We start from the raw sequence: 24557 nt of genomic DNA on the forward strand, positions 1-24557 counted from the left end.
GATTAATCCTCCCCCAGCTTTAATGCCTGTGTTATATTCATCTTCTTCAATATAGTTCTTATGACTACGAAACATACAACAAACATAAATACAACAACCGCTGTGAGCTTTATGATGTCGTAAGGATCCACAGCTATCGATATCGCTATGTTGTGTGATTCCGGCAGATAAACCACGGCAACCAGCTTGACGAAAAGCGCCGTAGCCGCAGCACCAACTCCGTATCCCGCCAGACTGGCAAGTACCGAGCTGAATATCTGCTCATTTATGAGCATCTTGTTGATTTCACGCATGCTCATACCCATAGCTCTGTAGATACCAAACAGAAGTTCTCTCTGTTTGATGGATGTTATCCAGTATATCAGGAATCCCACCGTACAAAGTATGATCGCTATGATAAATGACAGTGAGAACAGACCATTTGTTATGAGCACCAGAGGTGACTCCTGCATCTCTGACACATCCTTATCCACACTCTCATACTGCACTATATTGACATCCTCATCACTGAGTGCCTGAAGTACATCCTTGTAGTCCACACCATCCTTGAGATGCATCCATACCTGGTATGGTGTCTGACTGAATGCACCAACAACATATGCATAGTTGGCAACTACGAGGTATCTCTCCACCTCCTGCATCTCTCCCTCGGAATCCTTCTCATACACATACTGTTGGAATCCTGGGAATGCATCCACTATGGCACATACCGTTCCGCTAGGAGATGCGATCTCCTCCTTCTCCTTGCTTGCAATAGGACTGTATCTCGCATAGTTTATGGAATCTCCAACCTTTATATTGTACTTCTTTGCAAGGTTTGATGAAATGATGACTCCATTCGACACTGTTGCAAGATCATTCAGGTAATTGTACCAGTGCTCCTTGTTGAGTCCGCTCTGCAGTCTGGCCGTCTCACCGAACTCCTTGGTGTTGATACCCATGAGTACGCTGCCCGCCAACTCCTCGCCGCCCGCTTTTATGACGGTATTGTCGTCGTATATGACTCTTGTCACCTTGTCGCACAGGCTGTCCTCGAGCTTTGTAAATCTCTCAAAATCCTGCTCTGTGTAATACCAGTGGGTCTTCTTGTCTTTGTCTATGTATGTTCCTCTGGTCCACTGCTCCTGTACCACAAGATCCGTTCCCAGATTGTAATCTATTCGCTGTGTCTTGTTCTTATTTATGGTTCTTGCCATGTTCGAGTTGAACATACCCATGGCTATTGTCATTACAAGGAACACCGATATGAATCCCTGCTTCTTGACCGTACGTGTGATCTGCAGGAATGATGCGTACACAGCCGGTGACCATCTCTTTCTTCCGATCCTGTATATCAGTCTTATCAGGTATTTGATGAGTCTGAGCACCAGAAGTCCCACTGCAAATATAAAGAGTGAGGAGTTCAGGAAGATGACCGGATCAGGTCTTGAACCCGCAAGTATATCGAGTGCTATCGTCGATTTCTGCTTGTTGTAATTGTACAGGAGGTATATTGAAAGTGCCACAAGGATGACGTCCACAAAGAACTTCTCCCAGAATGGCTTGTAATTTACCTTTCCTGTTCTGCTCTTCTGCTCTACTATGGAGTTCTTGGCGTATTTGAACACCGGAAGTGTCACAAATAATATAGCTATAACAGCGGCAGCCAGACTGTATACTATCATCCACGGATCTACTCCATAGAAATGTGTATCCTTAAATCCAAACTGCAGGAACGAATCCGTGCTTGCCGCAAGCTTACACAGAAGATATCCTATAGGGATTCCTATCACTATGGCTATCGCCGACAGTATCGCCGACTGTCCAAGGTATATTCCGAGAACCTGCTTCGTGCTGGTACCACGGCTCTTGAGCATGGCGATCTCTCCATCCTCCATCTCAAGTATCTGACTTGATACCATGTAAATGAATGCCAGAAGCAGAACCAGTATTGGGAGCTCCAGAACCCATATGATTATACCGATGGTTCTTGCATCGCCTTTATAATCTATGAGCACACTGCTGAAATTCTGCTCAAAATATTTATCTGACTTCTCAAATGACTGGAGATAATACAGCGTGTCCATGGCATTCTTGTGTGTTATCTGTGAGTAGTCAAGCATGACGTGATCCACGTAGTATATTGTGAGGAAGCCGTACTTGCCTATCATGTCGTTGAAGTCATCCTTCTTCACATATACCTCGCTGTCGAGATCTGCAAGCTGGTCATACCAGAAGCTGTCTGAGTAATCCTTCTCCTCAAATACACCTACGATCTGATACTTCATAGGATTGCCCTGTGAGTCAACGGCATCGCTGAGTCCGGTATCTATGCTGAATACCTCTCCAACGACAAGGCCGTATTTGTCAAGGTTTCTCTGTGAGATGATACAAGGATACACACCATCCTCTGTCTTGGCATCCTCGAGTGACGTCCCATATGTTATGTTCACATGATCCTCTATCTGTGGCATATATGTCATGTTGAAGCTGGTCCTGTGATTCAGGTTGCTCTGGGTGTAACCCGCCTGAAGTGACAGGCTGGTCTGCTTCTGCAGAGCATCTATCTCCATGTAGTAGTTCCACATGTCCTCATATTTGCCGATCCTGCCAAGCACTGCATCGGCATCGGCATAATCGTCTACCGCGCATGAGCCTGATCTGCCGATAGTTGCCGGATACTTGTTCTGCTCTACCATCGCCGCGTCAAACTTGGACGACATGAGCATATCCAGCGCTCCGTTTTTGAACATTGGGTTGCACGATGCAACAGCCACCAGCAATATGATTCCAAGCAGGAGACATGCATTTAACCACTTCTTGTTCAATAATTTATGTGATAAAAATTTAAACATTATATCTCCTCTCTGCTACTCTGCTGTTGTCGCATCTCCGCCAGATGAATCCGATCCGCCATCCGACTGGCTGTCTGCGCCTGACTTTGAATTATCGGAACCATCTGATGAACTCGATGAGCCACCGGTGGATGTTGCTCCTGATTCCTTAGCTATGACATCGCCCTCTGAAAGACCTGACAGTATAACCGTCTTGGTCTTGTCTGCCTCGCCGAGAGTGACATACTGCTTTATGATCTCATCATCCTTGATGAGCCATACATAGTCATACTCATTTGAATTGTTCTTGCTCGTCTCATGATAGATCATGTTGTTAGGTATCATGACTACGTTCTCATAGGACTTTGTCGGGTAGCTGACCTGATATGACTTCGGCTTCTTGTAAAAGCTTGCATCATCAACCTTTATATAATACTTCAGTTCATCACTGCCTGAACACTTGGTTACGTGAACCCCGCCCTCTGAATCAGTACTGATATATGACTTGGAGCTGTCTCCGGTGCTTCCGACACACACTCCGCTTATCTTCTTACCGCTGTTGTTCTTATTTGATATTGAAACCTTCTGGTTTACAGCAAGTTTTCCCTCTGATATGGATATCGCCAGGATCACATTGTCGTTGCTTCCGACTGTGAGTACATTTGCACCTTCCTTGACAGCCACATCAGTCTTCGCGCCAACCGAGAGGACTGTTCCCGCCTGGTCAGCGTAGACAGTTATCTTTCCGCTTCCATCATTGTTCTTGTTGAGCTTTTCTCTCTGTGCGTTTAAGCTCTTGATGGTTGCATTGTGTGTATATATCCTAAGATCCTTGTTGTATGTAACAACATTTCTCTGGCACACGAGCTGCTCCGCCATGTAGAGAGTGTTCTCTGCATCCGTCGGCGTTGCCACCTTACCCTTCTGGTATCTCGTAATCTCATTTGTAAGCTCATTTATCTGATCATCAAAATCCTTGAGATCCGAACTGTAAGTCTGGTTCTCCTCGCTGATCTGGTTATCTATATCCTTGACCGCCGCTGTTCCGCCGCCACTGTCAATGACAAACAGCACATCCCCCTTCTTAACCTTCTGGCCCTTCTTGACGTTGAGTGACGTGAAACGTCCATCGCATGGTGCAGTGTAGCTGACACTGTTGAGGTCCTCCACCGAGAACGAATCGCTCTTCACCGTTGCTGTCTTCGTATATGAATCGAGTGCCACCGTGTATTCTGTGTAATCACTAGGCATGACCGCATCTGAAGCGTAGTAGACAAGATCGCCTTCCTTGAGTCCGCTGACTACCTCTGTGTAGTTATTGTCGCTGGCACCGGTCTCTATATCCCTGCGCTCCTTCTCACTGGAATCTGTCTTGACATATACAAATTTCTGGTTGTTCTCCTCGTATATGGAATCATTTCCCACTGTGAGTACGTCCTTTGCATCGGATGTACTGAAATACAGTGACACCGTGTTGCCCACGCTGAGGATCTTATCTGCATCCTTCACACCCTTGAGCTTAAATCTTGTGTATGGAAGACTTGACTTGCTCTGTGCCACAGCTATCTCCTGATTGGTGTAGTTGTATGGCACTATGTCATACTGCTTTCCATTTATCACAGTGTACATGTTCTTATACATGCTGTATGTATTCTTCTTGAAGCTCTCACCGGTTATCTCTATATATGGATCACTGTAATCTGAAACCACGACCACGTTCTCACCGCCGCCGACAGTATTCTCACTGCCGCTTATCTTCTTGGCGTATGTTACCGTGCCCGGACGGTCTGCCTTGAGCGTTCCGCTCTGCTTGACCTTGTCCTCATCCTCGTCCTGCTGTGTGAGCTTTTTCTGCTCATACTCATATAAAAGATTATCGTACCTGTTGTTCTCCTCATTTATGGCTTTTTCTGTTCTGGCCTCTGCAGCGCCCTTTGAATCACCGATCTCTTCGCACGCCTTTATCTTCCAGTCCAGCTCAGCCTGATTCTGCTCATATATCTTCTGCTTGATCTCATGTGAATACTTCTTCACATCCTGGGAATCAGCTCCCGAGCTGTCGTCCCCATCCATCGATGTTGAAGAATCACCCACTATTGAGCCTGAATCTGTATCACTGCCATCGTCTCCCGATGCTGTGGATGCATTGCTGTCGGTCTCTGCAAGAACCGTGTCCTTCTTGACCTCATCGCCCACATTCACATACACCTTTGACAGAGTCACAGATGTGTCATAGTAATAACAATAGTCAGTTGGGACTATCGTTCCGGTCTTGATGACCTTTTTGCCTATATCTCCATATGTGACCGGTCTGTATGCCTCGTTTGTACTTACTGGTTCAACGAGCTCAGGAACCTTCTCGCTGTTCTCCTTGCCACAGCCCGCCATTCCTCCTGCCATGACAAATGACATTATCAGGCATGCTATTCTGGCGGTCATATTCTTTTTTGTCCGTGTGCTGCCTTTATGCATAATATTCTGTCTCATCAATTTATCACCACCTGCTCTCCGGCCTTCAGTCCTGATTTGATAACTGTATAATCATCCACCGTATCTCCAACGGTAACTTCTACCGCATTCCTGTATCCGTCCTCATTTACAGTGTACACATACTTCTTCTCATCCGAGCCGTCAAACACAGCCTTTTTATTCACATATACAACGTTCTTTACAACCGGCTTATCTATGACCATCTTGAGGGTATCCGCTTCGGTCACTCCGGTCATATCACTGACAGGCTGAAATGTAAGTTTCTGCATCTCCTCTCCGGTGGCAGAGCTTGTATACTTCTCACACTTCGTGAGCTTCAGTGTAAATGTTGCCTCCTGAAAATCAGCATCGTAGGTCTGCCCCTCCTTGAATTCGTATGAATCCGCAGTCTCTGATACATAATCAGACGAACCCGAATCCACCGTTATGAGCGTATCACCCGCTGTGACATATCCATACTGCAGATCTGAGTTGACATAAGTCACTGTTCCGTTCTTGTCTGCAATGACCTGATACTCCTTCATTCTCTCGTTCTGCTCTTTGATGTATGTATCCGCCAGATCCATATCCTCCTTCGCCGCGGATATGTCACTGGAGTAATCCTGGCTGCTGTCTATGCTCGCCAGCCTGTTGTAATGGTCTATAAGAAGCTGATCCCGCTCCTTCTGATCCGTATACTGATCTATGGTCTTCTGGATATCCTTGGCCTCAAACTGGATCATCACATCGCCTTTGGCCACCTTATCGCCCTCTTTTACCTTGACCTCCTGAACCTTGTAGTCAGACTGCTGTATCGAGTAATCATTGCTGCTGTAACCATCAGGCTTGAGCTCCAATGTTAATGAGGACTGGATATCTCCGCTCTTAACCTGATCCGTATTGAATTCCACCTTGCTATACGGCTCTATATTTATTCTGGAACTTCCTGTCTGTCCACCGGTACTGCCTCCGCAACCAACCAGCGACACGGACATCAGACCGGCAATCGCTGCCGCCAGAACCTTCTTATTGAATATCGCTTTTGACACGCTATATTCCTCCTGTTTTTATGAATATATTTGATTCTACCCCCTGTCAGCCCATATATCAAGGAAATCTCCCGGGAGTTAATATTAGTTAAAAAAAAGAGAAAGCTTATGTTTTAAGCTTTCTCTCGAAATAAAAAATGCGGGAGATGGGACTTGAACCCACACGCCGTTTCCAGCACTAGATCCTTAGTCTAGCCTGTCTGCCAATTCCAGCACTCCCGCATATTCTATATGTAATTGATAACCGTCCATTCTCTCACATCCGAAATTCCATAGGACTTTCAAAATAAAAATGCGGGAGATGGGACTTGAACCCACACGCCGTTTCCAGCACTAGATCCTTAGTCTAGCCTGTCTGCCAATTCCAGCACTCCCGCATATTTATGTGATGTCGACTTCTGTGCTCGTCACCAACGAATAAGATAATACCATCTATCGAATACAAAGTCAACAACTTTTTTCAGATTTTTATCATATTAGTGAGCTTTCTGTCCACATCCTTCATAAGGTACTCCTTGAACGCTGTGTAATACTCATGTGTGAACTGTGTATACAGAAACTTATTCCAAAGATTACTGCAGTATGTACTGTCAAAATCATAATATGAATCAGTATATACCAGACCATTGCTGAACCTGGTCACATCCAGATACGGTTCCTTTCCTGCATAGTTAAGTCTCATAACGAGGTTCTTCTGCTCACTACAGCAAGCAAAAGTCTCAAGAAACATCTTCATCTGATCCTTTGTTATTCTCTCTACGAACATATGTGCCTCCTACTCTGTGTCTTTACTCTCATTGGTCATCCCCTTAACCTCTATAATTATAGCATACGCCTCCGAATTATAAAACCTTTTCGCGCAACAAAAGAACCGGATGTGTAAGTTTATACCACATCCGGTTCTTTTTACTTATATATAGAAGATTCTATATTATGATAACTGTGCCTTTGCAACCTCAACAAGCTTTGCAAATCCCTCAGCATCGCTGATAGCCATCTCTGAGAGCATCTTTCTGTTGATGTCAACACCTGCCAGTTTAAGACCATGCATAAGCTTGCTGTATGAGATGTCGTTCATTCTTGCTGCTGCGTTGATACGAGCGATCCAGAGCTGTCTGAACTGTCTCTTTCTCTGCTTTCTGCCAGCGTATGAAGATGTAAGTGCTCTCATAACTGACTGCTTTGCTACTCTATACTGCTTGCTTCTTGCTCCTCTGTAGCCCTTTGCAAGCTTTAATACCTTATTGTGCTTCTGCTTTGCGTTCATTCCGCCTTTAACTCTTGCCATTGGTTTTCTTCCTCCTGATCTATTAGATATAAGGTAATATCTTCTTCATTACCTTCTCGTTTGTTGCGTCTGTCATTGTAGCCTTTCTAAGATTTCTCTTTCTCTTAGTGGTCTTCTTTGTTAAGATATGACTCTTATAAGCTTTAGATCTCTTTAAACCGCCGTTAGCTGTTTTCTTGAAACGCTTAGCTGCTGCTCTTTTTGTCTTTAATTTAGCCATTTTACTTACTTCCTCCTTGAATTATATGTCTATAATAATTTAACGCTTTTGTGTTAAAAACATTATCATGCTTCTTCCTTCAAACTTAGCAGGCTTATCGATAACTGCTATCTCTGCAAGCTTCTCAGCAAAGTTGTCAAGAATAACCTTTGACTGCTCTACATGCGCAAGCTCTCTTCCCCTGAATCGCAGTGTAACCTTAACCTTATCGCCATGCTCAAGGAATTTTCTTGCCTGATTGATCTTGGTATTAAGGTCATTCGCATCGATGTTCGGTGAAAGTCTGACTTCCTTGACTTCCATGGTCTTCTGCTTCTTCTTGGCCTCTTTCTCTTTTCTGGCCTGCTCATAACGATACTTACCATAGTCAACTATCTTGCACACCGGTGGCTGTGCCTTAGGTGCTATCTTCACAAGATCAAGTCCTGCATCCTGAGCCATCTTGTATGCATCCCTGGATGACATTATTCCAACAAGCTGACCATCTTCTCCGATGAGTCGTACCTCTCTGTCTCTAATCTGTTCGTTGATCATTAAATCGCTAATGACTCTCTACCTCCACACTTTTAAAATTCAATTCTCTGACATAAGAAAAGTGGATAGAACCATCTATCCACTTTCTTAATACAAAGCATATTCAAGCTCAGGGAAACCCTGTAAATCTTCTAAGCTAAATATTAACCCGAGTCATGTCAGACCATGCTGAGGTGAGAGTGGATACTCTGCTTCTATGTTCACTGTTTCACACAGCAATGGTAGAATACCACATCGCCAGCCGTGTGTCAACTGTTATTTTTCTTTTGTCGATATGCCTCTGTGCTGCCTTTATATCACTCATTATCGCCGTGGGATTCAACCGGGATGAACACCCTGTCATTGTCCTCTTCCTTCACCGGCTTCTGACTCTCCTGCGCAAGCTTCACAAAATACATCTGTGAATCAAGCTTTGCCTTGCCCCTGAGATCCTGCTTCGCATATGAGCCGTCAGGCTGCATGATGTGAGCCTTGAGTGTATCCTCAAGCTGTATCTTAAGGATATTCTTTATCTTCTTCTTAAGCTCCGGATCCTCTACAGGGAACGTTATCTCAACTCGCTTGTCCAGATTTCTAGGCATCCAGTCCGCACTTCCCATGTATATATCCTCAAATCCGTCATTGTAGAAATAGAATATTCTCGAGTGCTCAAGATAATTTCCAACTATGGATCTTACTGATATATTATCTGAAAGCCCCGGAACTCCTGCCTTGATACAGCATATTCCCCTGACGATGAGTTCGATCTTTACGCCTGCCTTTGAGGCATCGTAGAGCGCATTCATGATCACCGAATCACAGAGACTGTTCATCTTGGCAACTATCCTTGCCTTTTTGCCCTGTCTCGCATTCTCTGCCTCACGGCCTATCAGCATGAGGAATTTGTCCTTCAGCCAGATTGGGGCAACTGCAAGCTTGTTCCACTTCTTCGGCTCTGAATATCCTGACAGCATGTTGAACACCGCCGTCGCGTCCTCTCCTATGGCATCGCTGCAGGTGAGAAGTCCCATGTCAGTGTAAAGCTTTGCGGTCTGATCATTGTAATTTCCTGTTCCCAGATGCACATATCTTCTGATTCCGTCCTCCTCGCGTCTGACAACCAGTGCGATCTTGGAATGTGTCTTAAGACCCACAAGGCCATAGATAACATGACAGCCCGCCTGCTCCAGCTTCTTGGCCCACGCTATATTGTTCTCCTCGTCAAATCTTGCCTTGAGCTCGACGAGAACAGTTACCTGCTTGCCATTTTCGGCAGCCTGTGCAAGTGCCGCGATGATAGGTGAATTGCCGCTGACACGGTAAAGTGTCTGCTTGATTGCCAGGACATCAGGATCATTTGCCGCCTGTTTTATGAACTCAATGACCGGAGTGAACTCATAATATGGATGGAACAGAAGGATGTCTCCCTTCTTTATCCTGTCAAATATATGGCTGTAATCACCCATTCCAGGTACAGGCTGCGGTTTGTACTTAGGATACTTCAGATGGTCAAAACCATCTATGCCGTTCACCTTCATGAGGAATGTAAGATCAAGAGGTCCGTTGATCTTGTATACGACCTCGTCATCGACTCCGAGATGCTTCTTTAGCTCCTTAAGGAGCTTCTTGTCCATGGCCTCGTCCACCTCAAGTCTTATGACCTCGCCCCACTGTCTCTGCTTGAGCTGCTTCTCGATCTCCTTCAGCAGATCTGCGGTCTCCTCCTCATCTATGGAGAAGTCTGCATTTCTCATGATACGGTATGGATATGCACACACTATGTCGTAGTTCAGGAACAGCTTGTCAAGGTTCTTCTCGATAACCTCCTCCAGAAGAATTATCTCGGTAACGCCCTTCTCCTCAGAAGGAAGTCTCACGATCCTTGGAAGTACAGATGGAACCTGGACGGTCGCTATATCCGTCACGTCCTTTTTCTTATCGTATATGAGTGCACCTATATTCAGTGATTTATTGCGCACCAGCGGGAATGGTCTGGACGAGTCCACCGCCATAGGTGTGAGTACCGGGTATACATCCTTCTCAAAGTATTTGTCCACGTACTTTGCCTGCTTTGGAGTGAGATCCTCATGGTGTCTCACAAGCTTCAATCCGTTCTGGGCAAGCTGAGGGATGAGGGATCTGTTCAGTGTCTGATACTGGTTCTTCATGAACTCTTTGGTGCTGGCATGGAGTGCGTCAAGCTGCTCCCGCGCCGTCATTCCGGCTATATCCTTCTTGGTGTATCCGGCATGCACCATATCCGTGAGTGATGCTATTCTTACCATGAAGAACTCATCCAGATTGGATGCCGTTATACTCAGGAACTTTATTCTCTCAAACAGAGGAATGGTCCTGTCCTTCGCCTCGGACAGACATCTCTTGTCAAATTCAAGCCAACTGAGCTCTCTGTTATAAAATATCGGATTCTTATCTGCCATCCTTTACAACCCCCTTTTCTGTTTTAACACAGGCTTCACTCCAAAGACCTTTCTGAACAGTTCAGTCTTGGTCTTGAACACCCCTGCCTCAAGCGTAATGTCATTCAGTGTATCTACCGTCATCGTGAGCACGTAGTCCTTGAAGCTGAACTTCATATCACTTATCTTCTGCCTGTGGCTCTTGTCAAGGACATCCGCAAGTCTCAGTATGGATGCCAGCTTGGCGACCTTCATGTAATCCGCAGTCATCAGCGATACCTGTGCCTTTGTCTGTGAAGGGAGATAATACTCGTTGAACTTCACAATATTTGCAATCTCCTCCCTCTCCTTGTGGGACAGTCCAAGTATCTCCGTGGACATGATTATGTGATAGGACATCATGGTGCCCTCGTTCATATTTACAAATTTGCCACAACTGTGGAGCATGGCTGCGATCTGGAGCTGCAGTCTCTCTCTCCTTCCGAGTCCGTGGACGCTCTTGAAGGAATCAAATATATCCAGTGCGTTCTGCGTCACATTCTGTGTGTGCTTCCTGTTGACCTTATACTTCTTGGCTATGCTGTTTGCCGATGCAATGATATCCTCGTCGAAATTCTTATTCAGCAGAAGCGTTCCGTTCTTATCCATATAATCGGCAACTATTCCGTCACAGAACGTAACATCCGGCGTGATGATATCCTCCGCCCTTGAGTTGTCGAGGAATGACTGGTAAATGATCGCCATCGGAAGCATCAGTGTCGCCCTCTCGTATGGCACACCGTATTTTTCTGAAAGGACCTCCGGGGTGGTCTCAACTACCTTGTGATAAAGCACGCGGAACTGATCTCTTGTGATCTTGTCTGTGATATTCAGCTCCGGTCCGACCTTCTTCAGATTTGCGATTCCGTCTCCTATAGCTATTATGCTCTTGATGTCCTTATCGTTTATAAAGAGGTTCCTGAACTCCTCTATGAAGTTCGATACGAACTCCTCCATGATATTCTCCAGAGCCACCGTGTCTGCGCCGTATTTTGCCAGATAATCCCTTATTCTCACGGCTCCTATAGGAAGGTTCTGTGTCTGGATCAGATTCTGCTTGTCAAATATAGATATCTGAAGACTTCCCGCTCCTATGTCCAGAAGCGCCCTGTTCTTCGTGTCGGCATCCTCAAACTTCGACTTTGCCGCATACGCCTTGTAGTTCATGAATCTCTGCTCCGAGTTGCTGAGCACTGAGACGTCGATGCCTGTGTGCTGCTTTATCCTCTCAAGGACCATGACTGAATTCTCCGCCTCACGCACAGCGGACGATGCATACGCCTTGTATTCACGCACATCGTATTCCCTCATCTTCCTGCGGAATTTGTTGAGGATCTCACATACCTTCATTATGGAATCCTCGGTTATCCTGCCACTGTTGTAGGTATCACTTCCGAGCTCAACTGTGCTGTTGACGTAATCGATCTCCCTCGCCCCTTTTTTGGGAGTTATCTCATACACCTTCATTGACAGCTCGTTAGAACCTACATCGATGGCTGCAAATACCTTACTTGCCATATCTACCCCACCTTTCATGTTACTTATCAGTATGTTCCAATTATCTTGAAATCCATAGAATCCTTATTTATATGGTCCAGCGCATCTATCGTCGCCGGATCCATGAGACTTCCCTCAAGAGTTATGAAGAATGAATATTCCCATTTTCTTCCCCTGAGAGGCCTCGACTCAATGCTTGTCATATTGAGCCCGTTATGTTTTATATGTCCAAGTATACTGTAAAGGGTTCCACTCTCATGTGGCAGTGCAAAGCATACGGATATATTTCCCGCACTCTTCACATACTCCTTTTTCTTTGACAGTATGATAAATCTCGTTGTGTTGTTCTCATTGTTGACTATATCGTCCTTGAGTATCTCAAGTCCGTATATATCTGCGGCAAGAGCGCTCGCTATGGCAGCCTGGGTAATATCACCTTCATCCCTGACCTTCACCGCACCCACTGCAGTGTTCGCAACCGGGCACTGTGCGTATCCGGCTCTGTTTAGGAATTCACTGCACTGCAGAAGCCCTTGCGGATGGGAATATACAGTCTGTATATCAGAAAGCTTTGAGCCCGGAACTCCCATGAGCATATGTGCTACCTTGACCTCGTCTCCGCCCACGATGGTCAGGCCGCTGCTACCAACCATATCATATATACCACTCACAAATCCGGCAGAGGAATTCTCTATGGGCAGGACTCCGTAATCAGCCTTGCCTCTCTTCACCGTCTCTATGACATCCTCAAATTTTGCAACATTTACATTCTTTATATCCTTGCCAAAATAGTCATGCATAGCCTGATGACTGTAAGCCCCCGGAACACCCTGGTATACAACCACCGTGTCTTTATCGACCTTCAGATGATCCACGGGCACAAACCCGCTCACCACATCAGAGCTTATATGTGCCAGCGCAATATCTCTGCCCTCAACACACGCTCTGTCGATAAGCTCATTCTTTCTGGTGATAAGCTGCTGTATCTGCTCCTCCAGACTGTTTATCTCTTCCAATGTATTCATTCTATCTATCCTTCCACTTGAAGTGTCAAATTTGTCACTGTTTGTCCAGCCCGGCACGAAGCTCGGATATTGTCTTGCCAAGCAGCGGGTGCCTCTTGTATCCCGCTATCGCGGACAACGGTTCAAGTACAAACTCTCTCTTGTGCATCTCCACGTGTGGTATATGAAGATCCTCACTGTCATACACGACATCATCATAAAGCAGGATATCGATATCCAGAGTTCTCGGTCCCCAGTGGATCAGCCTCTCTCTTCCCGCCTCTTTCTCTATTCCATTCACCAGTCTCAGCAGTTCCTCAGGAGTCCTGAGCGTCTCTATCTCCAGACAGCCGTTCAGGAAATCATCCTGCTCAACGCCGCCATACGGCTCGGTCTCTATAAAATCTGATACTCTTGTCACCTTGGTGTATTTATCCTTGTTCAGCTCATCTATGGCCATGTCCAGATATGATTCCCTGTCGCCGATATTTGACCCAAGTCCAAGATATGCTGTGTGCTTTTTTCTGCTTATGGACACGGACACTGTATCTACATGTACCATGACCGGAGCCCACGGCTTCTTCACCGTCACATTTACCCCTCTCACATCATCGTAAGTGAGAAGTATCATGTCTGCTATCTCCTCAGCCACAGTCTCTATCAATTTATAATTTCTGTTCTTCATGACCTTCTGTATGTCATCGCACACGCTGCCATAGTTCACAGATTTTCTTATATCATCACTTCTGCCGGCCTCCCGGGTCGACACCTGCATGGATACGTCCACCACGAACTTCTGTCCAAGGACATTCTCCTCCCTGTACACTCCGTGATGTGCAAATACCTCAAGTCCTTTTATATTGATACTGTCCATACCGCACCTCCGCTATATGTTATCTGGCACTCAGCATCGCATGCGTCATCTTGAGTGCTCTGTAGTTGCTCTTCACATCGTGTACTCTGAAGAAATCGCAGCCCTTCACAAGCCCAAGCACTGATGTGGCAACTGTTCCCTCCTCGCGCTCGGTCACTGGAAGATCAAGTGTAAGTCCTATCATCGACTTTCTCGACGTTCCGAGGAGTATCGGAAGATCCCATTTGTGGAGCAGCTCCAGATTGTTCATGAGGAGCAGATTCTGATGCAGATCCTTTGCAAATCCTATTCCCGGATCCACCATGATCTTGTCCCTGTCTATGCCTGCTGCCAGAGCCATGTTAACCGACTCATCCAGATCTGATACAACATCAGCCAGATAGTCTGTGTAATCTGTGTTCTCCCTGTTGTGCATAAGACAGCACGCCTTGTCGTACTTCGCTATGACAGCCGCCATCTTCTCATCGTACTTCAGTCCCCATATATCGTTTATGAGATCTGCACCTGCATGTATACCCGCCTCAGCCACCGCAGACTTGTATGTGTCGAGTGATACTGCCACGTCGAAATCTCTCTTTATCGCCTCGATGATCGGTGCGGTCCTCTCTATCTCCTCCTCATCCGATATCTTTGTATATCCAGGTCTTGTGGACTCACCGCCAACATCTATTATCACAGCACCCTCAGCTATCATCTTCTCTGTGGTAAACAGAGCTGTGTCCATGGTGTTATGCTGTCCTCCATCCGAAAATGAATCCGGGGTCACATTCAGTATCCCCATCACATAAGGTTCTTTTCCACTCTCAAATGTCTTGTTTCCTATTATCATCCTTTTATCCTCCAGATATTAAATATCCGCACATGACGTGCTACCCCTTGGTACTTCCCTTAATATTTTATCCCTGTATTGCGTGCACTCTCCAGCCAGTAACACTGATCTGATGCCTTGCAGTCAAAACAGTTTCGAGACAGCTTATCCGCATTATACAACACATATGCCAGTCCTTCCCGCTCAGCACCGTCTGTATTGTGTGAGCCTATGGCATCACATATCTGCTCATTCTCCTGCGTGGAAAATCCGCACTGCTCCAGTATCCTGCCCGCATACTCAACACTCAGCTCATGATGCTTCCTGCCGGTGTCATCAGGATATGCCCGTCCCACATCGTGAAGAAGTGCCGCGGCATATATGATCTCCTTGTCTATCGCATATCCCTGTTCGATATTCATTATATACGCTATCCTGGCAACATCCAGGCAGTGCTCAAGTCCATGCCTGCAGAATATCCTGTCGGTCTCCTTGTTCCGCACAGTCTCCATGAGACGTCTGTATTCATCGTTGTATATGATCCTGTCCACTCTGTCCATCTCTGTCTGCATCAGCTTTCTATATATCCTCCATGTTCCGCACGGTCTATGATCGGCCCAATAAATGACAGCGAGCCAAATACAATCACCACCGGATCCTGCCTGTCATCAGCCAGCGTCATCGTCAGCCTCACGGCATCGTCCACATCTTCCTGCTCATAGACTTCATCTATATATGTCCCTGCCAGCCTTTTCAGCTCATGCCTTGAAAGTGCTCTCGGGTTATCCGGCTCAACTGCTATGAACGCAGAAGCCCCCGGCATCATGATCCTGAGCATCTGCTCATAGTCTTTGTCCTTGAACACCCCACATATATATATGAGGTCTCTTCCGGCAAAATACTCATCTATGTTCTGTCTAAGTGCTCTCCAGCCTCCCGGATTGTGTGCGCCATCCACATACACGAGAGGTTTGTCCATAAGCTTCTGGAATCTTCCCTTCCAGAACGTCGCTTTAAGTCCTCTCCTTATGTCATCCTCAGTCAGCTCATATCCAAGCCTCATGAGAACATGTGCGGTCGCAGCCGCTGTGGCACTGTTATATATCTGATATATGCCCGGAACCTGAAGTTCGTATCTCTGTCCGTCATATATATATTCACTTCCACCTACTGACTCTCTGCATATCTCTATATCCTTCTCCCTGATAAGTACCGCCAAGTCCGATATATTATTCTGCTCACATGCCATATCCCACATATCCTCAAGCTCTGAGGCAAGCGGGTACGCCACACATGGGCAGTTCTTTTTCAATATTCCAAGCTTCTGTCTGTATATCTCCCTCAGGGTATTCCCGAGGAAATGCATGTGATCCATGCTTATACTTGCTATTATCGTACAGACCGGGTGGCTACACACATTTGTGGCATCCTCCAGGCCTCCCATTCCGGTCTCAAGCAACAGGAAATCGACCTTTTTGTCGCAGAAATAACAGAACGCCACCGCTGTCTCCGTCTCAAACGATGTGGGTCTTCCCCAGCCGTCCGACACCATGTCATCCACTGCATCTTTCACCGTCTCAAGATATACGGCAAAATCCTCCTCAGACATATATTCCTTATCTATCTGAAATCTCTCAAGATATGTAAATATCGTCGGAGATATATATCTTCCCACACTGTATCCTGCACTCTCAAGTATCTCGTCCAGAAATGCGCATATCGAACCTTTGCCATTTGTTCCTGCTATATGTATAACCGGGACTGCGTCCTGCGGATCGCCCAGCCTTCTCAGCAGCTCCTTTATACTGTCAAGCCCCAGAACGCTTCCCATGGTGTCCGTATATTCTATATAACTTCTTGCCTCTTCATAAGTCATGGCATATATCCGTCCCTTCTCATCTGTGCCTGATAAGTGGTGCATTCTCATCTATAGGCAGCAGCTCATACCCATCATCCCGGAGTCTTTCAATGAGCATCGGCAGTGATTCCACCGTGGTGTGCCTCGACTCAAGATCATGCATCAATATGACCACATCGTCGTGCTGCAGTGCATCATTCATGATATTGTCGACAAGCTGCTCCGGCGTGTAGCTGCCACACACGGCATCATTGTTCAGCGCATTCCAATCATAATATATAAGCCCCTCGGCATTCACATAGTCTATCAGGGTGTTCATATCCACTCTGGATACCGTATTTGAACTGCCGCCCGGGAATCTGTAATATACACAATTTACACCTGTTACATCATACAATAAATTTCGCAATTCCTCAATATCTTCGGAGAAATCAGCAAGGCTTCCATATATTTTATCGTAATCATGGGTGTACGAATGAAGCCCCAGTGTATGTCCCCTATCCACTATATCCCGGTAGGCATCATAATAGCTCTTGTCGCGCCCCACGACAAAAAATGTTGCCTTCACATCGTATTTATCAAGGATATCCAGTATCTCCACTGTGTTCCCGGATGGCCCATCGTCAAATGTGAGATACGCCCTCTTCGTTATCTCCGGCTCCGCATCAGACTCCGTTTCGTCCTTCTCCGGCTGCATCTCCCCGGTATCATTTGCCCCATCCACCTCCGATGGTGTGCTCTCATCCGCCCCCAGGACATTTGCCTGCTGCCTGACCGGCCCTCCGGCAGTATAAAAGCCCCACCTCGACTGGCTGATTATGTAATAACAACAGAAAATTATGGCAAGAAATATGGCAACCGCCAGCATAATATACTGCCATCTGTCAGTCACCTCCTGCACATTGTCAATTTTTTTCAAATGATCCTCGCCGCCTATAGCATTTTTTCTATTATATTATTTTTTATTTTTAATTATGTGTCTATTTTTTATGCCATGAATATTTCTCAGATATACGGAGAATATAAATAGCAAATATTAAAAAAAGGAGAACATGTACAATGAAAAAATACTTTTTACTTGTGACGTGTATGACACTCACCATGATCCTCTTCTGTGGTTGTGGCAATTCAAACGGTGCTTCAAGCACTGGCTCATCTTCAGCAGCCAGCACCCAGACAACATCTGAGGCTCAGAATGGTAACAGCTCTGAGGAAAACAGCACCGACTCATCTGACAAAGGCGTTGTAGGCGGAGCAGCCGACGCTGTAAAGGATGTCGCTGACGGCGTGGCCGACGGTGTAAAGGATGTCGCTGACGGCGTGGGAAACACCGTGTCAGGCATCTTCGGTTCATTCGATGATGCCCAGGACTGGTTCATGGATCAGCTTCCCGCAGGTGACGGAAGATTCGAGGTTGCCAACAGTGACAAGGATCTCACAGAATTTTCCGGTGGAAAAACAGGCTACCACATCGAGCTCCACGACAACAATAAAGAGGGCGACACCAAGGTCGGTGATTTCTATATCGACTCCAGCGATGGCAAGGTGTACAGATCCGATGAGCACGGGAAGACATTTGCAGAGTATGATTTCTCTGATTATAAATAGATGAAATATCCCGCATGAAAAAACAAGCGGCACGGAGGTATCTGAAAACCTCCATGCCGCTTTATTCTATGTTCTTATTCTGCCACATCCGCTGCATCATCAGCTTCAGTAACAGTCACTGGTTCGTCTTCACCCGTCTTGTCTGAGCTCAGCATCTCTCCTGTGAGCGGATTGATCTTGACTCCCATCTCCGACGCAATGAGATTGTACATGTCAAACTCTCTGTCTCTGGCAGCCTTCTTTCTGGCCTTTACGCCCCTGGATCTGACCAGCTCCACTATTCCGAATCCGATCATCAGTATGCCGAAGAATATGAAGCCCGCCATATTTTTTGAAAAAAATGCATGAGCCACACTTATTGCGCCTATTCCGATCATCACGATACCCATAACGAAATTGAACATATATGCTTTACCGCCTTTCACCAATCATCTGTTTACAAACGCATCTATGCCCGCCTTCTCGAGCATTCTGTCGTATTGCTCATACATATACTGGACACTGTTCTCAAGAAGATGATAGTGCATTATGTATGGAACAAGCAGCACCATGAATGCAAGTGCAAGTATCAACAGCGATATATTGGCCGTCACGACAAATGTTATACATGTTGCAACCGTCAATACGGCAAACAATACCAGCACTATGAGGTGGATAAGTCTCTCATGCATGAAAAATCCTACCTGCGTGAGATGTCTCTCTGCCTCCCGTGCAAAGTCCACATCATTCCTCTTTAAAAGCTCATCAATATATGCTATATACCGGCGTATCCTCTTTGCCATCTGCCGCATCTTCCTTTCCTGATCCCTGCCGAACCGTCAGGCTAGTTCATCACCTTGTTCATAAAGTGCTCCCACTGTGCGATCACCTTATCATAGTAAAAACTCAGAACATAGGATTCCTCATCCACATCTATTATCATCTGATAGCATTTTCTGTCAGCATTCTCCGAAGACTTGAGCATCTCCTTTGGCTGACCCGAATAAAATACAACCTTGCCCTCAAAGCTCTTCAGCACATCCTCATAGTCCGCCCTGTCCACAGGCTTATCTGGTACTGACTCCTGGAGGACATCGTTCGCATCGTAATACTTATGACCCTCGAGCAGAAATGCCTCGATCTCAGGCTCAGTGAATCTGACCTGCATATCACTGGCATATCTGTCAGTATAGAGTTCATTTGCAGAGTTGTCCTCTCTGACTACCGCGCCGTCAAATTCAAATTCCAGGATTCCCTGCTTCTCCGAATATATACATCTGATCAGAGTCGCATCCCTGAAAGAGAGCGTCTCGATCTCATCTACACTCTTGTACTTCATATCTGTATCTCCAACTAGTCCATTGCCTTCTTGATGGCCGCAAGAAGCTCATCGTATGTCTCAAATGCCTCAAGATCAGGATTGTCCGCCTTGATCTGATCTGTGCTCTTGAACAGGAAGCCTGCCTTGCTCGCATAGATCATTCCCAGATCGTTGTGGCTATCACCGCTTGCTATAGTGTCGTAGCCGATTGACTGCAGAGCCTTGACTGTTGTGAGCTTCGACTGTGGGCATCTCATCTTGAAGCCTGTGATCTCACCGTCATCTGCAACGATCAGCTCATTACAGAATATTGTAGGGTAACCGAGCTTCTTCATGAGAGGGCCTGCAAACTGTGAAAATGTATCGCTTATGATTATCACCTGTCCTATGGATCTCAGCTCATCCAGAAACTCCTTTGCTCCAGGGATAGGATCTATCTTTGCTATAGTCTCCTGTATCTCCTTGAGTCCAAGTCCGTGCTCCTTAAGTATACCAAGTCTCCAGTTCATGAGCTTATCGTAGTCAGGCTCATCCCTTGTTGTTCTCTTAAGCTCAGGTATTCCGCTTGCCTCCGCAAATGCGATCCAAATCTCAGGTACCAGTACTCCCTCTAAATCAAGACATGTTATATACATATTATATTATCCTCCGTTCTTATAAATAGTGTGAATTAATGCATGTCATACTCCTCCCGTTTCTGACCACACAGATGCATTATAGCACAGTATCACGCAGACTAACAATCACTACTTTCAGGCATTTGCCCAGACTTCTTCCATCTGTCCAGAGCGTATCCATAATCCCGGATTATCATGTCGAGCTGCACCCTTTTCGTCACTCTCATGTGGCTTCCCTTCAGGTATACTCCGTCCATGAAACCGGTCCGTATCGTCATTCCGCACTCACCTCTCATCGCAGCCGGTCTCTTCACCACACTTGCACCCGCCGCCTTCTGAAGCTCTTCGTACCTTTCATAATTCTTCTGCCATGCCCTCATATAGGTCTCAACTTTCCTTCCCGGAATATTGACCCTCACTCCACCATAGCGTCCATCCGGCCCCGGGAAGAAATACTCTATCCTGAAGTCATTCTCACTTATTATTAGCGTACCGCCGCTCGCCAGCTCTTCTCTGCATGCTCTTTCCATAACTTATCCTCACACATTCCTGAGACTTTCAAATGTATTGTAAATGTTCAGCAGGCCATATCCCCACTCGGGATTCGGATACTGCCTGATCTCCAAAAGCCCGCCCGAACTTCCCGGTCTCACCGCTCCCCTTATCAGGTAGCCCCTTATCTGGTTGCCGTTTATATTCCTTATCATCTTTCTCCCATACGACCACTCAAGCATGATGGCACTGCAGCCCGCAGTGTACGAAGCCGCCACTGAGGTGCCGCTTCTTATAACCGTCTCCCCGCTGGCTCCTTCTCCCCTTATATTCACTCCGGGAGCGAGAAGATCCGGTTTCACCCTGCCGTCCGCCGTATAGCCTCTGCTGTTGTCGATATACAGATTACCATTTGAGTGATCATATGCGCAAGTGCATATCGCAGTCTCCGCCACCGCCGGGCTGGTTATGGTCACTCCCGGATCACTTGACACAAATCTCGTCCCCGGGGATACAAAGCTGCTTATGGGCAGCCACGCGTTAAAGCTGAGCTCCGTGGTTCCAACACCGTACACCCTTATCCGCCATATACCATTTGCCGGGGTTATAAATCTGAGCATGATGAGCTCCTGCCCAGCAGAATCCTCTACGAGAAAATAGTCGACATATATCATCCCACCTCCAAATATCGGACGGATGATCGAGCTCCTGTCATACCTCGGCGATATCCTCTCTATAAATTCCCCGCCGGGAATCTCTATGGCCACCGAGTAGGTATTGGTGGACTTACCCCATATCTCAAGTGTAAAGCTGTTGTGATCTGCCACATCGATCTCAACGACATCATATGCCCCTGTGACGATCCCGGAATAATGATGTCCTGCTCTCCCCTCGTTGCCACCGGCAGCAGATACCGCAAACCCCTGAAGATCTCCTATGTTGTTTATATATTTGTCCAGCGCTCCCGCCCCCGTATGGCTTCCACTGTTGGTCCCAAGCGTCACGAGTATGCTCATAGGCATGCGCAGCTTTTTCTGCTGCTCAAGCAGATATGCTATCGCTGTCATTATGTCAACCTCACTGTACGCATTTGCATCCGATGGAATACCATAAAAGCTGCGGAGATTCTCCTTTGCCTGCTTTAACTTCACCACCACCAGGTCTGCCGACGGAGCCACACTCACAGCCGTTCCCGCGCAGAAGCTTCCATGCCCGGTGGTATCCGTCAATATCCTTTGTCTCTCATCCACAGCAGCCTGTATCTCCTCCGTGCTATACTCCCTGCCGTAGCCGTATGATGCGTTGTCAGCCTCCTCCACAGTCTGATCCCACGCCGCAAGTATCTTTGTCTTACCCCCATCCCGCACAAATGAACTGCCAAATATATCGATCCCCGTATCGACGATGCCAAGCAGCATCCCCTTTCCGGTGAGTCCGAGTATATTTTCCTGCTGGATATTGATAACCCCTATAGCCTCAAGAGCCCCCACATCGTCCATCAGGCCGTACACTTTTGGGAAAAGATTGTACTCAAGCCTTGAAAAACTCTCCATATACCCGGCCGGAAACGGCTGATATGCCACCGCATATCTGTCGTCTATTATGTTGAGCCCGTATGGCTGATACAGATCCATCAGAGCTTCCCTGTCTCCGTTGTATTCTATTATATATTCCACATAATCCTCTGAGTAAGCAGCATCTGATATCACCGCACATTCCTCCAGGGGCAATCTATATAGTATATGCAGCAAATTCCGAATCTTTACACAAAAATACCGCAGCACGGAAATTTCTCCGGCTGCGGTATGTCTCCATCTGTACATTATATGTACCGGCTATATTCTATTTTATTGTTTTGTATCAATATACTTCTGAACCTGCTGCTTCAGGATATTGAACTGGCATGGACCTGTCTCGAGAACGACTGTATTGAACTCCTTCAGGTCAAACTTTGATCCAAGCTGTTCCTCAGCATAATCCCTGATCTCCTGTATCTCATAGAAGCCTGTTGAATAACTCTGGTATACGGCAGGATCACCTATCATGGTAGTATACAGATCGTCGGCGGCATCGCCGTTGAATCCCTTTTCATTCAGGTAATCTTTTGCTTCCTGCAGTGACCAGCCCTCATAGTTGATTCCTATATCGATCCTTCCACTTATAAGATAATTGATCTCATCGTTTAACCTGTACAGTTTTGCAACGGTGTCCGAATCAGATGCCCCATCAAATGTGTAATAGTTTATGGCATCATAGCACGCATACATTGCCCAGCCCTCCTTGTATCCAAGGAAGCTTAATATGGTACGTACCGGTTCAGGATCTGTTGACATGTAGTATGCATTCTGCAGCATGTGTCCCGGATATCCCTCATGGGCAAGTGTGGTCCACATACCATCCGTATGTTTGCCATTTACCCTGATAAGGTTGTTGTCCTGATCATCGATCGCAGGTGACATATAGTATGCCAGCGTATTCTCCTGAATATCCTCAAGGCTCTTATCAAGCTTCTTCGCCTGATACTTTATCTCTCCAAAGTCTGGGTAGTTCTCGGTGGCTGTATTCATGAGTATATCTATTATTTCTGAAGGCTCCTTTGAGTCACTGTCTCCAAAGAGGTCATCGTAGTGCTCCACAAAATATTCATATGAATCGTACTGTGTCATGGCTATGGAATACAGATCTGTCATGAGATCTGACAGGTTGTCATCCAGCATCTGTGCCACTTCCTCAGGTGTCTTATCAGTTCCCGCAGCGTCCTTCAAAAGGTAAGCGTAATACTCTTTACCACCTTCATAGCCACACACACCGCCCTGGTTCTTACCGGTTCCCTTGAGCGATGACAGCACATCTATAACATCCTCATATGCAGGTATAAGACTTTCCGCAACGGCCTTCTTATTCTGTTCCTCAAAATCGGCTATCTCGTCCGCAGTCAGGAAGTCCAGCGCCTCGATGTTATCGTTGAACACCTGTATCATGAAGTGATTGTCCTTGTCCTTGATGAAGTCTTCGCACTGCTCGATGACCTTATCGCACACGGCATCACTCATAAAATATCCCTTCTCGGACTTTGTCTTCTCAAACTCTAGATTGTCATCAAAATAATCCCTTACCATTCCAAGCACCTGGAGATATCTCTCCACATCACCCTTGTCGTCAAAACGGTAGTCTGTGAAATATGTGGATATATTAGACTGCAGTCCCTTCATAGGTGAGAACGGCTCGCTGAGGTATATGTTCAGATAACCCTCTGACTCCGTCTCCAGATACTGATTAAGTATATCATATGTGAGCTGCTGGCTCTCCGTGAGATCGTCCCTGTCAAATGACTTGAGCTTGTCAAAGGACTCATCAAACTCAGCCTTACGTTTTTTGATTCCCTCATCGCTCATATCCGAATCGCCCAGAGATACCTCCGGCTCAGGAATACCCAGGGCATCCCCATCCTTTATCTCATAGTTGTACGAGAGTGTGTCCGATGTCACACTGTCCACATACTCATCGTGCAGATATTCCTCGAACTCCTTCTGCACCTTTGTGTAGTTGTCCGCATTATCCTTTATTGTTCCTGTGATAGTCTTCTCATCAAACATATGAGAAGTACATGCAGTCATCGACATGGCCATGGCTCCGACAACAGCAGCCACGACAAATCTTCTCATATTCTTTTTGAATCTGGTCATACATC

The 24557-nt window shown here is 46.3% G+C and carries 23 protein-coding genes and 2 tRNA genes; 1 reads left to right on the forward strand and 24 read right to left on the reverse strand.

Features of this window, described 5'->3' with window-relative positions:
• Nucleotides 1–2 precede the first annotated feature (2 nt).
• From DWX57_RS10900 to DWX57_RS10980, 17 genes are all read right to left on the reverse strand, one after another.
• Nucleotides 3–2834: an ABC transporter permease gene (locus DWX57_RS10900; protein WP_119999981.1), complete on the reverse strand. Its 2832-nt coding sequence runs from the start codon at nt 2832–2834 to the stop codon at nt 3–5.
• Between the two features lie 15 nt (nt 2835–2849).
• The gene (locus DWX57_RS10905; protein WP_120124205.1) at nt 2850–5300 is read right to left on the reverse strand and encodes a biotin/lipoyl-binding protein; all 2451 of its coding nucleotides are present in this window, start codon (nt 5298–5300) and stop codon (nt 2850–2852) included.
• On the reverse strand, nt 5300–6331 hold the full coding sequence (locus tag DWX57_RS10910; protein WP_120124207.1) for an efflux RND transporter periplasmic adaptor subunit: 1032 nt from the start codon (nt 6329–6331) through the stop codon (nt 5300–5302). Before DWX57_RS10910 ends, DWX57_RS10905 begins: the two co-directional genes overlap by 1 nt.
• 138 nt (nt 6332–6469) lie before the next feature.
• A tRNA-Leu gene (locus DWX57_RS10915) sits at nt 6470–6553 on the reverse strand.
• Between the two features lie 71 nt (nt 6554–6624).
• Nucleotides 6625–6708: transfer RNA gene (locus tag DWX57_RS10920), tRNA-Leu, on the reverse strand.
• Between the two features lie 83 nt (nt 6709–6791).
• A complete protein-coding gene (locus tag DWX57_RS10925) occupies nt 6792–7097 on the reverse strand; it encodes a hypothetical protein (protein WP_015533881.1) in 306 nt (101 codons plus the stop codon).
• Nucleotides 7098–7262: 165 nt separating this feature from the next.
• Nucleotides 7263–7619 (reverse strand): 50S ribosomal protein L20, encoded by a 357-nt coding sequence (rplT, locus tag DWX57_RS10930; RefSeq protein WP_004849136.1) that lies wholly within the window; start codon nt 7617–7619, stop codon nt 7263–7265.
• A 22-nt stretch (nt 7620–7641) separates the two neighbouring features.
• The gene (gene rpmI, locus DWX57_RS10935) at nt 7642–7839 is read right to left on the reverse strand and encodes a 50S ribosomal protein L35 (protein ID WP_004849138.1); all 198 of its coding nucleotides are present in this window, start codon (nt 7837–7839) and stop codon (nt 7642–7644) included.
• 39 nt (nt 7840–7878) lie between these two features.
• Complete coding sequence (gene infC / locus DWX57_RS10940) at nt 7879–8373, reverse strand: translation initiation factor IF-3 (protein ID WP_015533882.1); 495 nt, start codon at nt 8371–8373, stop codon at nt 7879–7881.
• A gap of 296 nt (nt 8374–8669) precedes the next feature.
• Entirely contained in the window at nt 8670–10790 is a 2121-nt protein-coding gene (locus tag DWX57_RS10945) for an RNA degradosome polyphosphate kinase (protein WP_120124210.1), read from the reverse strand.
• Between the two features lie 3 nt (nt 10791–10793).
• The gene (locus DWX57_RS10950) at nt 10794–12326 is read right to left on the reverse strand and encodes a Ppx/GppA phosphatase family protein (protein WP_015533884.1); all 1533 of its coding nucleotides are present in this window, start codon (nt 12324–12326) and stop codon (nt 10794–10796) included.
• Between the two features lie 26 nt (nt 12327–12352).
• Nucleotides 12353–13411 carry a prephenate dehydratase gene (locus DWX57_RS10955; protein WP_243106223.1) on the reverse strand — a complete coding sequence of 353 codons (1059 nt, stop codon included), beginning with the start codon at nt 13409–13411 and terminating at the stop codon, nt 12353–12355.
• On the reverse strand, nt 13365–14183 hold the full coding sequence (gene folK, locus DWX57_RS10960; protein WP_120124212.1) for a 2-amino-4-hydroxy-6-hydroxymethyldihydropteridine diphosphokinase: 819 nt from the start codon (nt 14181–14183) through the stop codon (nt 13365–13367). Before folK ends, DWX57_RS10955 begins: the two co-directional genes overlap by 47 nt.
• 19 nt (nt 14184–14202) lie before the next feature.
• Nucleotides 14203–15012, reverse strand: a complete 810-nt coding sequence (gene folP, locus DWX57_RS10965; RefSeq protein WP_015533887.1) for a dihydropteroate synthase — start codon at nt 15010–15012, stop codon at nt 14203–14205.
• A gap of 59 nt (nt 15013–15071) precedes the next feature.
• Nucleotides 15072–15563: an HD domain-containing protein gene (locus DWX57_RS10970; RefSeq protein WP_120124215.1), complete on the reverse strand. Its 492-nt coding sequence runs from the start codon at nt 15561–15563 to the stop codon at nt 15072–15074.
• A complete protein-coding gene (locus DWX57_RS10975; protein WP_243106224.1) occupies nt 15563–16867 on the reverse strand; it encodes a bifunctional folylpolyglutamate synthase/dihydrofolate synthase in 1305 nt (434 codons plus the stop codon). The genes DWX57_RS10970 and DWX57_RS10975 overlap by 1 nt, the downstream gene beginning before the upstream one ends.
• A 19-nt stretch (nt 16868–16886) precedes the next feature.
• On the reverse strand, nt 16887–17768 hold the full coding sequence (locus DWX57_RS10980) for a polysaccharide deacetylase family protein (protein ID WP_243106225.1): 882 nt from the start codon (nt 17766–17768) through the stop codon (nt 16887–16889).
• A 140-nt stretch (nt 17769–17908) separates the two neighbouring features.
• Here DWX57_RS10980 and DWX57_RS10985 point away from each other — a divergent pair, with 140 nt between their 5' ends.
• Nucleotides 17909–18457 (forward strand): hypothetical protein, encoded by a 549-nt coding sequence (locus tag DWX57_RS10985; RefSeq protein WP_117549238.1) that lies wholly within the window; start codon nt 17909–17911, stop codon nt 18455–18457.
• A 74-nt stretch (nt 18458–18531) separates the two neighbouring features.
• Here the strand turns inward: DWX57_RS10985 and DWX57_RS10990 are convergent, their stop codons facing one another.
• The 7 genes from DWX57_RS10990 to DWX57_RS11020 all read right to left on the reverse strand — a co-directional run bounded on the left by DWX57_RS10990 (nt 18532) and on the right by DWX57_RS11020 (nt 24552).
• On the reverse strand, nt 18532–18861 hold the full coding sequence (locus DWX57_RS10990) for a DUF308 domain-containing protein (RefSeq protein ID WP_120124219.1): 330 nt from the start codon (nt 18859–18861) through the stop codon (nt 18532–18534).
• A gap of 24 nt (nt 18862–18885) precedes the next feature.
• Nucleotides 18886–19239, reverse strand: a complete 354-nt coding sequence (locus DWX57_RS10995; RefSeq protein ID WP_055273339.1) for a hypothetical protein — start codon at nt 19237–19239, stop codon at nt 18886–18888.
• Between the two features lie 41 nt (nt 19240–19280).
• Nucleotides 19281–19775: a hypothetical protein gene (locus DWX57_RS11000; protein ID WP_118758296.1), complete on the reverse strand. Its 495-nt coding sequence runs from the start codon at nt 19773–19775 to the stop codon at nt 19281–19283.
• A 14-nt stretch (nt 19776–19789) separates the two neighbouring features.
• Nucleotides 19790–20392: a bifunctional phosphoserine phosphatase/homoserine phosphotransferase ThrH gene (gene thrH, locus DWX57_RS11005; RefSeq protein ID WP_015533894.1), complete on the reverse strand. Its 603-nt coding sequence runs from the start codon at nt 20390–20392 to the stop codon at nt 19790–19792.
• Between the two features lie 101 nt (nt 20393–20493).
• Nucleotides 20494–20904: a hypothetical protein gene (locus DWX57_RS11010; RefSeq protein ID WP_120124222.1), complete on the reverse strand. Its 411-nt coding sequence runs from the start codon at nt 20902–20904 to the stop codon at nt 20494–20496.
• Nucleotides 20905–20913: 9 nt separating this feature from the next.
• Nucleotides 20914–22575 carry a S8 family peptidase gene (locus tag DWX57_RS11015; RefSeq protein ID WP_120124224.1) on the reverse strand — a complete coding sequence of 554 codons (1662 nt, stop codon included), beginning with the start codon at nt 22573–22575 and terminating at the stop codon, nt 20914–20916.
• A 138-nt stretch (nt 22576–22713) separates the two neighbouring features.
• Nucleotides 22714–24552 carry a DUF885 domain-containing protein gene (locus tag DWX57_RS11020; protein WP_120124227.1) on the reverse strand — a complete coding sequence of 613 codons (1839 nt, stop codon included), beginning with the start codon at nt 24550–24552 and terminating at the stop codon, nt 22714–22716.
• Nucleotides 24553–24557: the final 5 nt, after the last annotated feature.

Source organism: Coprococcus sp. AF19-8AC (assembly GCF_003603115.1).
Classification (GTDB): Bacteria; Bacillota; Clostridia; order Lachnospirales; family Lachnospiraceae; genus Coprococcus; species Coprococcus aceti.

Coding starts and splice junctions, on each gene's coding strand:
- DWX57_RS10900 (WP_119999981.1), bottom strand. CDS start 2,834: ATGTTTAAATTTTTATCACATAAATTATTGAACAAGAAGTGGTTAAAT.
- DWX57_RS10905 (WP_120124205.1), bottom strand. CDS start 5,300: ATGAGACAGAATATTATGCATAAAGGCAGCACACGGACAAAAAAGAAT.
- DWX57_RS10925 (WP_015533881.1), bottom strand. CDS start 7,097: ATGTTCGTAGAGAGAATAACAAAGGATCAGATGAAGATGTTTCTTGAG.
- rplT (WP_004849136.1), bottom strand. CDS start 7,619: ATGGCAAGAGTTAAAGGCGGAATGAACGCAAAGCAGAAGCACAATAAG.
- rpmI (WP_004849138.1), bottom strand. CDS start 7,839: ATGGCTAAATTAAAGACAAAAAGAGCAGCAGCTAAGCGTTTCAAGAAA.
- infC (WP_015533882.1), bottom strand. CDS start 8,373: ATGATCAACGAACAGATTAGAGACAGAGAGGTACGACTCATCGGAGAA.
- DWX57_RS10945 (WP_120124210.1), bottom strand. CDS start 10,790: ATGGCAGATAAGAATCCGATATTTTATAACAGAGAGCTCAGTTGGCTT.
- DWX57_RS10950 (WP_015533884.1), bottom strand. CDS start 12,326: ATGGCAAGTAAGGTATTTGCAGCCATCGATGTAGGTTCTAACGAGCTG.
- folK (WP_120124212.1), bottom strand. CDS start 14,183: ATGGACAGTATCAATATAAAAGGACTTGAGGTATTTGCACATCACGGA.
- folP (WP_015533887.1), bottom strand. CDS start 15,012: ATGATAATAGGAAACAAGACATTTGAGAGTGGAAAAGAACCTTATGTG.
- DWX57_RS10970 (WP_120124215.1), bottom strand. CDS start 15,563: ATGCAGACAGAGATGGACAGAGTGGACAGGATCATATACAACGATGAA.
- DWX57_RS10975 (WP_243106224.1), bottom strand. CDS start 16,867: ATGACTTATGAAGAGGCAAGAAGTTATATAGAATATACGGACACCATG.
- DWX57_RS10985 (WP_117549238.1), top strand. CDS start 17,909: ATGAAAAAATACTTTTTACTTGTGACGTGTATGACACTCACCATGATC.
- DWX57_RS10990 (WP_120124219.1), bottom strand. CDS start 18,861: ATGTTCAATTTCGTTATGGGTATCGTGATGATCGGAATAGGCGCAATA.
- DWX57_RS10995 (WP_055273339.1), bottom strand. CDS start 19,239: ATGGCAAAGAGGATACGCCGGTATATAGCATATATTGATGAGCTTTTA.
- DWX57_RS11000 (WP_118758296.1), bottom strand. CDS start 19,775: ATGAAGTACAAGAGTGTAGATGAGATCGAGACGCTCTCTTTCAGGGAT.
- thrH (WP_015533894.1), bottom strand. CDS start 20,392: ATGTATATAACATGTCTTGATTTAGAGGGAGTACTGGTACCTGAGATT.
- DWX57_RS11010 (WP_120124222.1), bottom strand. CDS start 20,904: ATGGAAAGAGCATGCAGAGAAGAGCTGGCGAGCGGCGGTACGCTAATA.
- DWX57_RS11020 (WP_120124227.1), bottom strand. CDS start 24,552: ATGACCAGATTCAAAAAGAATATGAGAAGATTTGTCGTGGCTGCTGTT.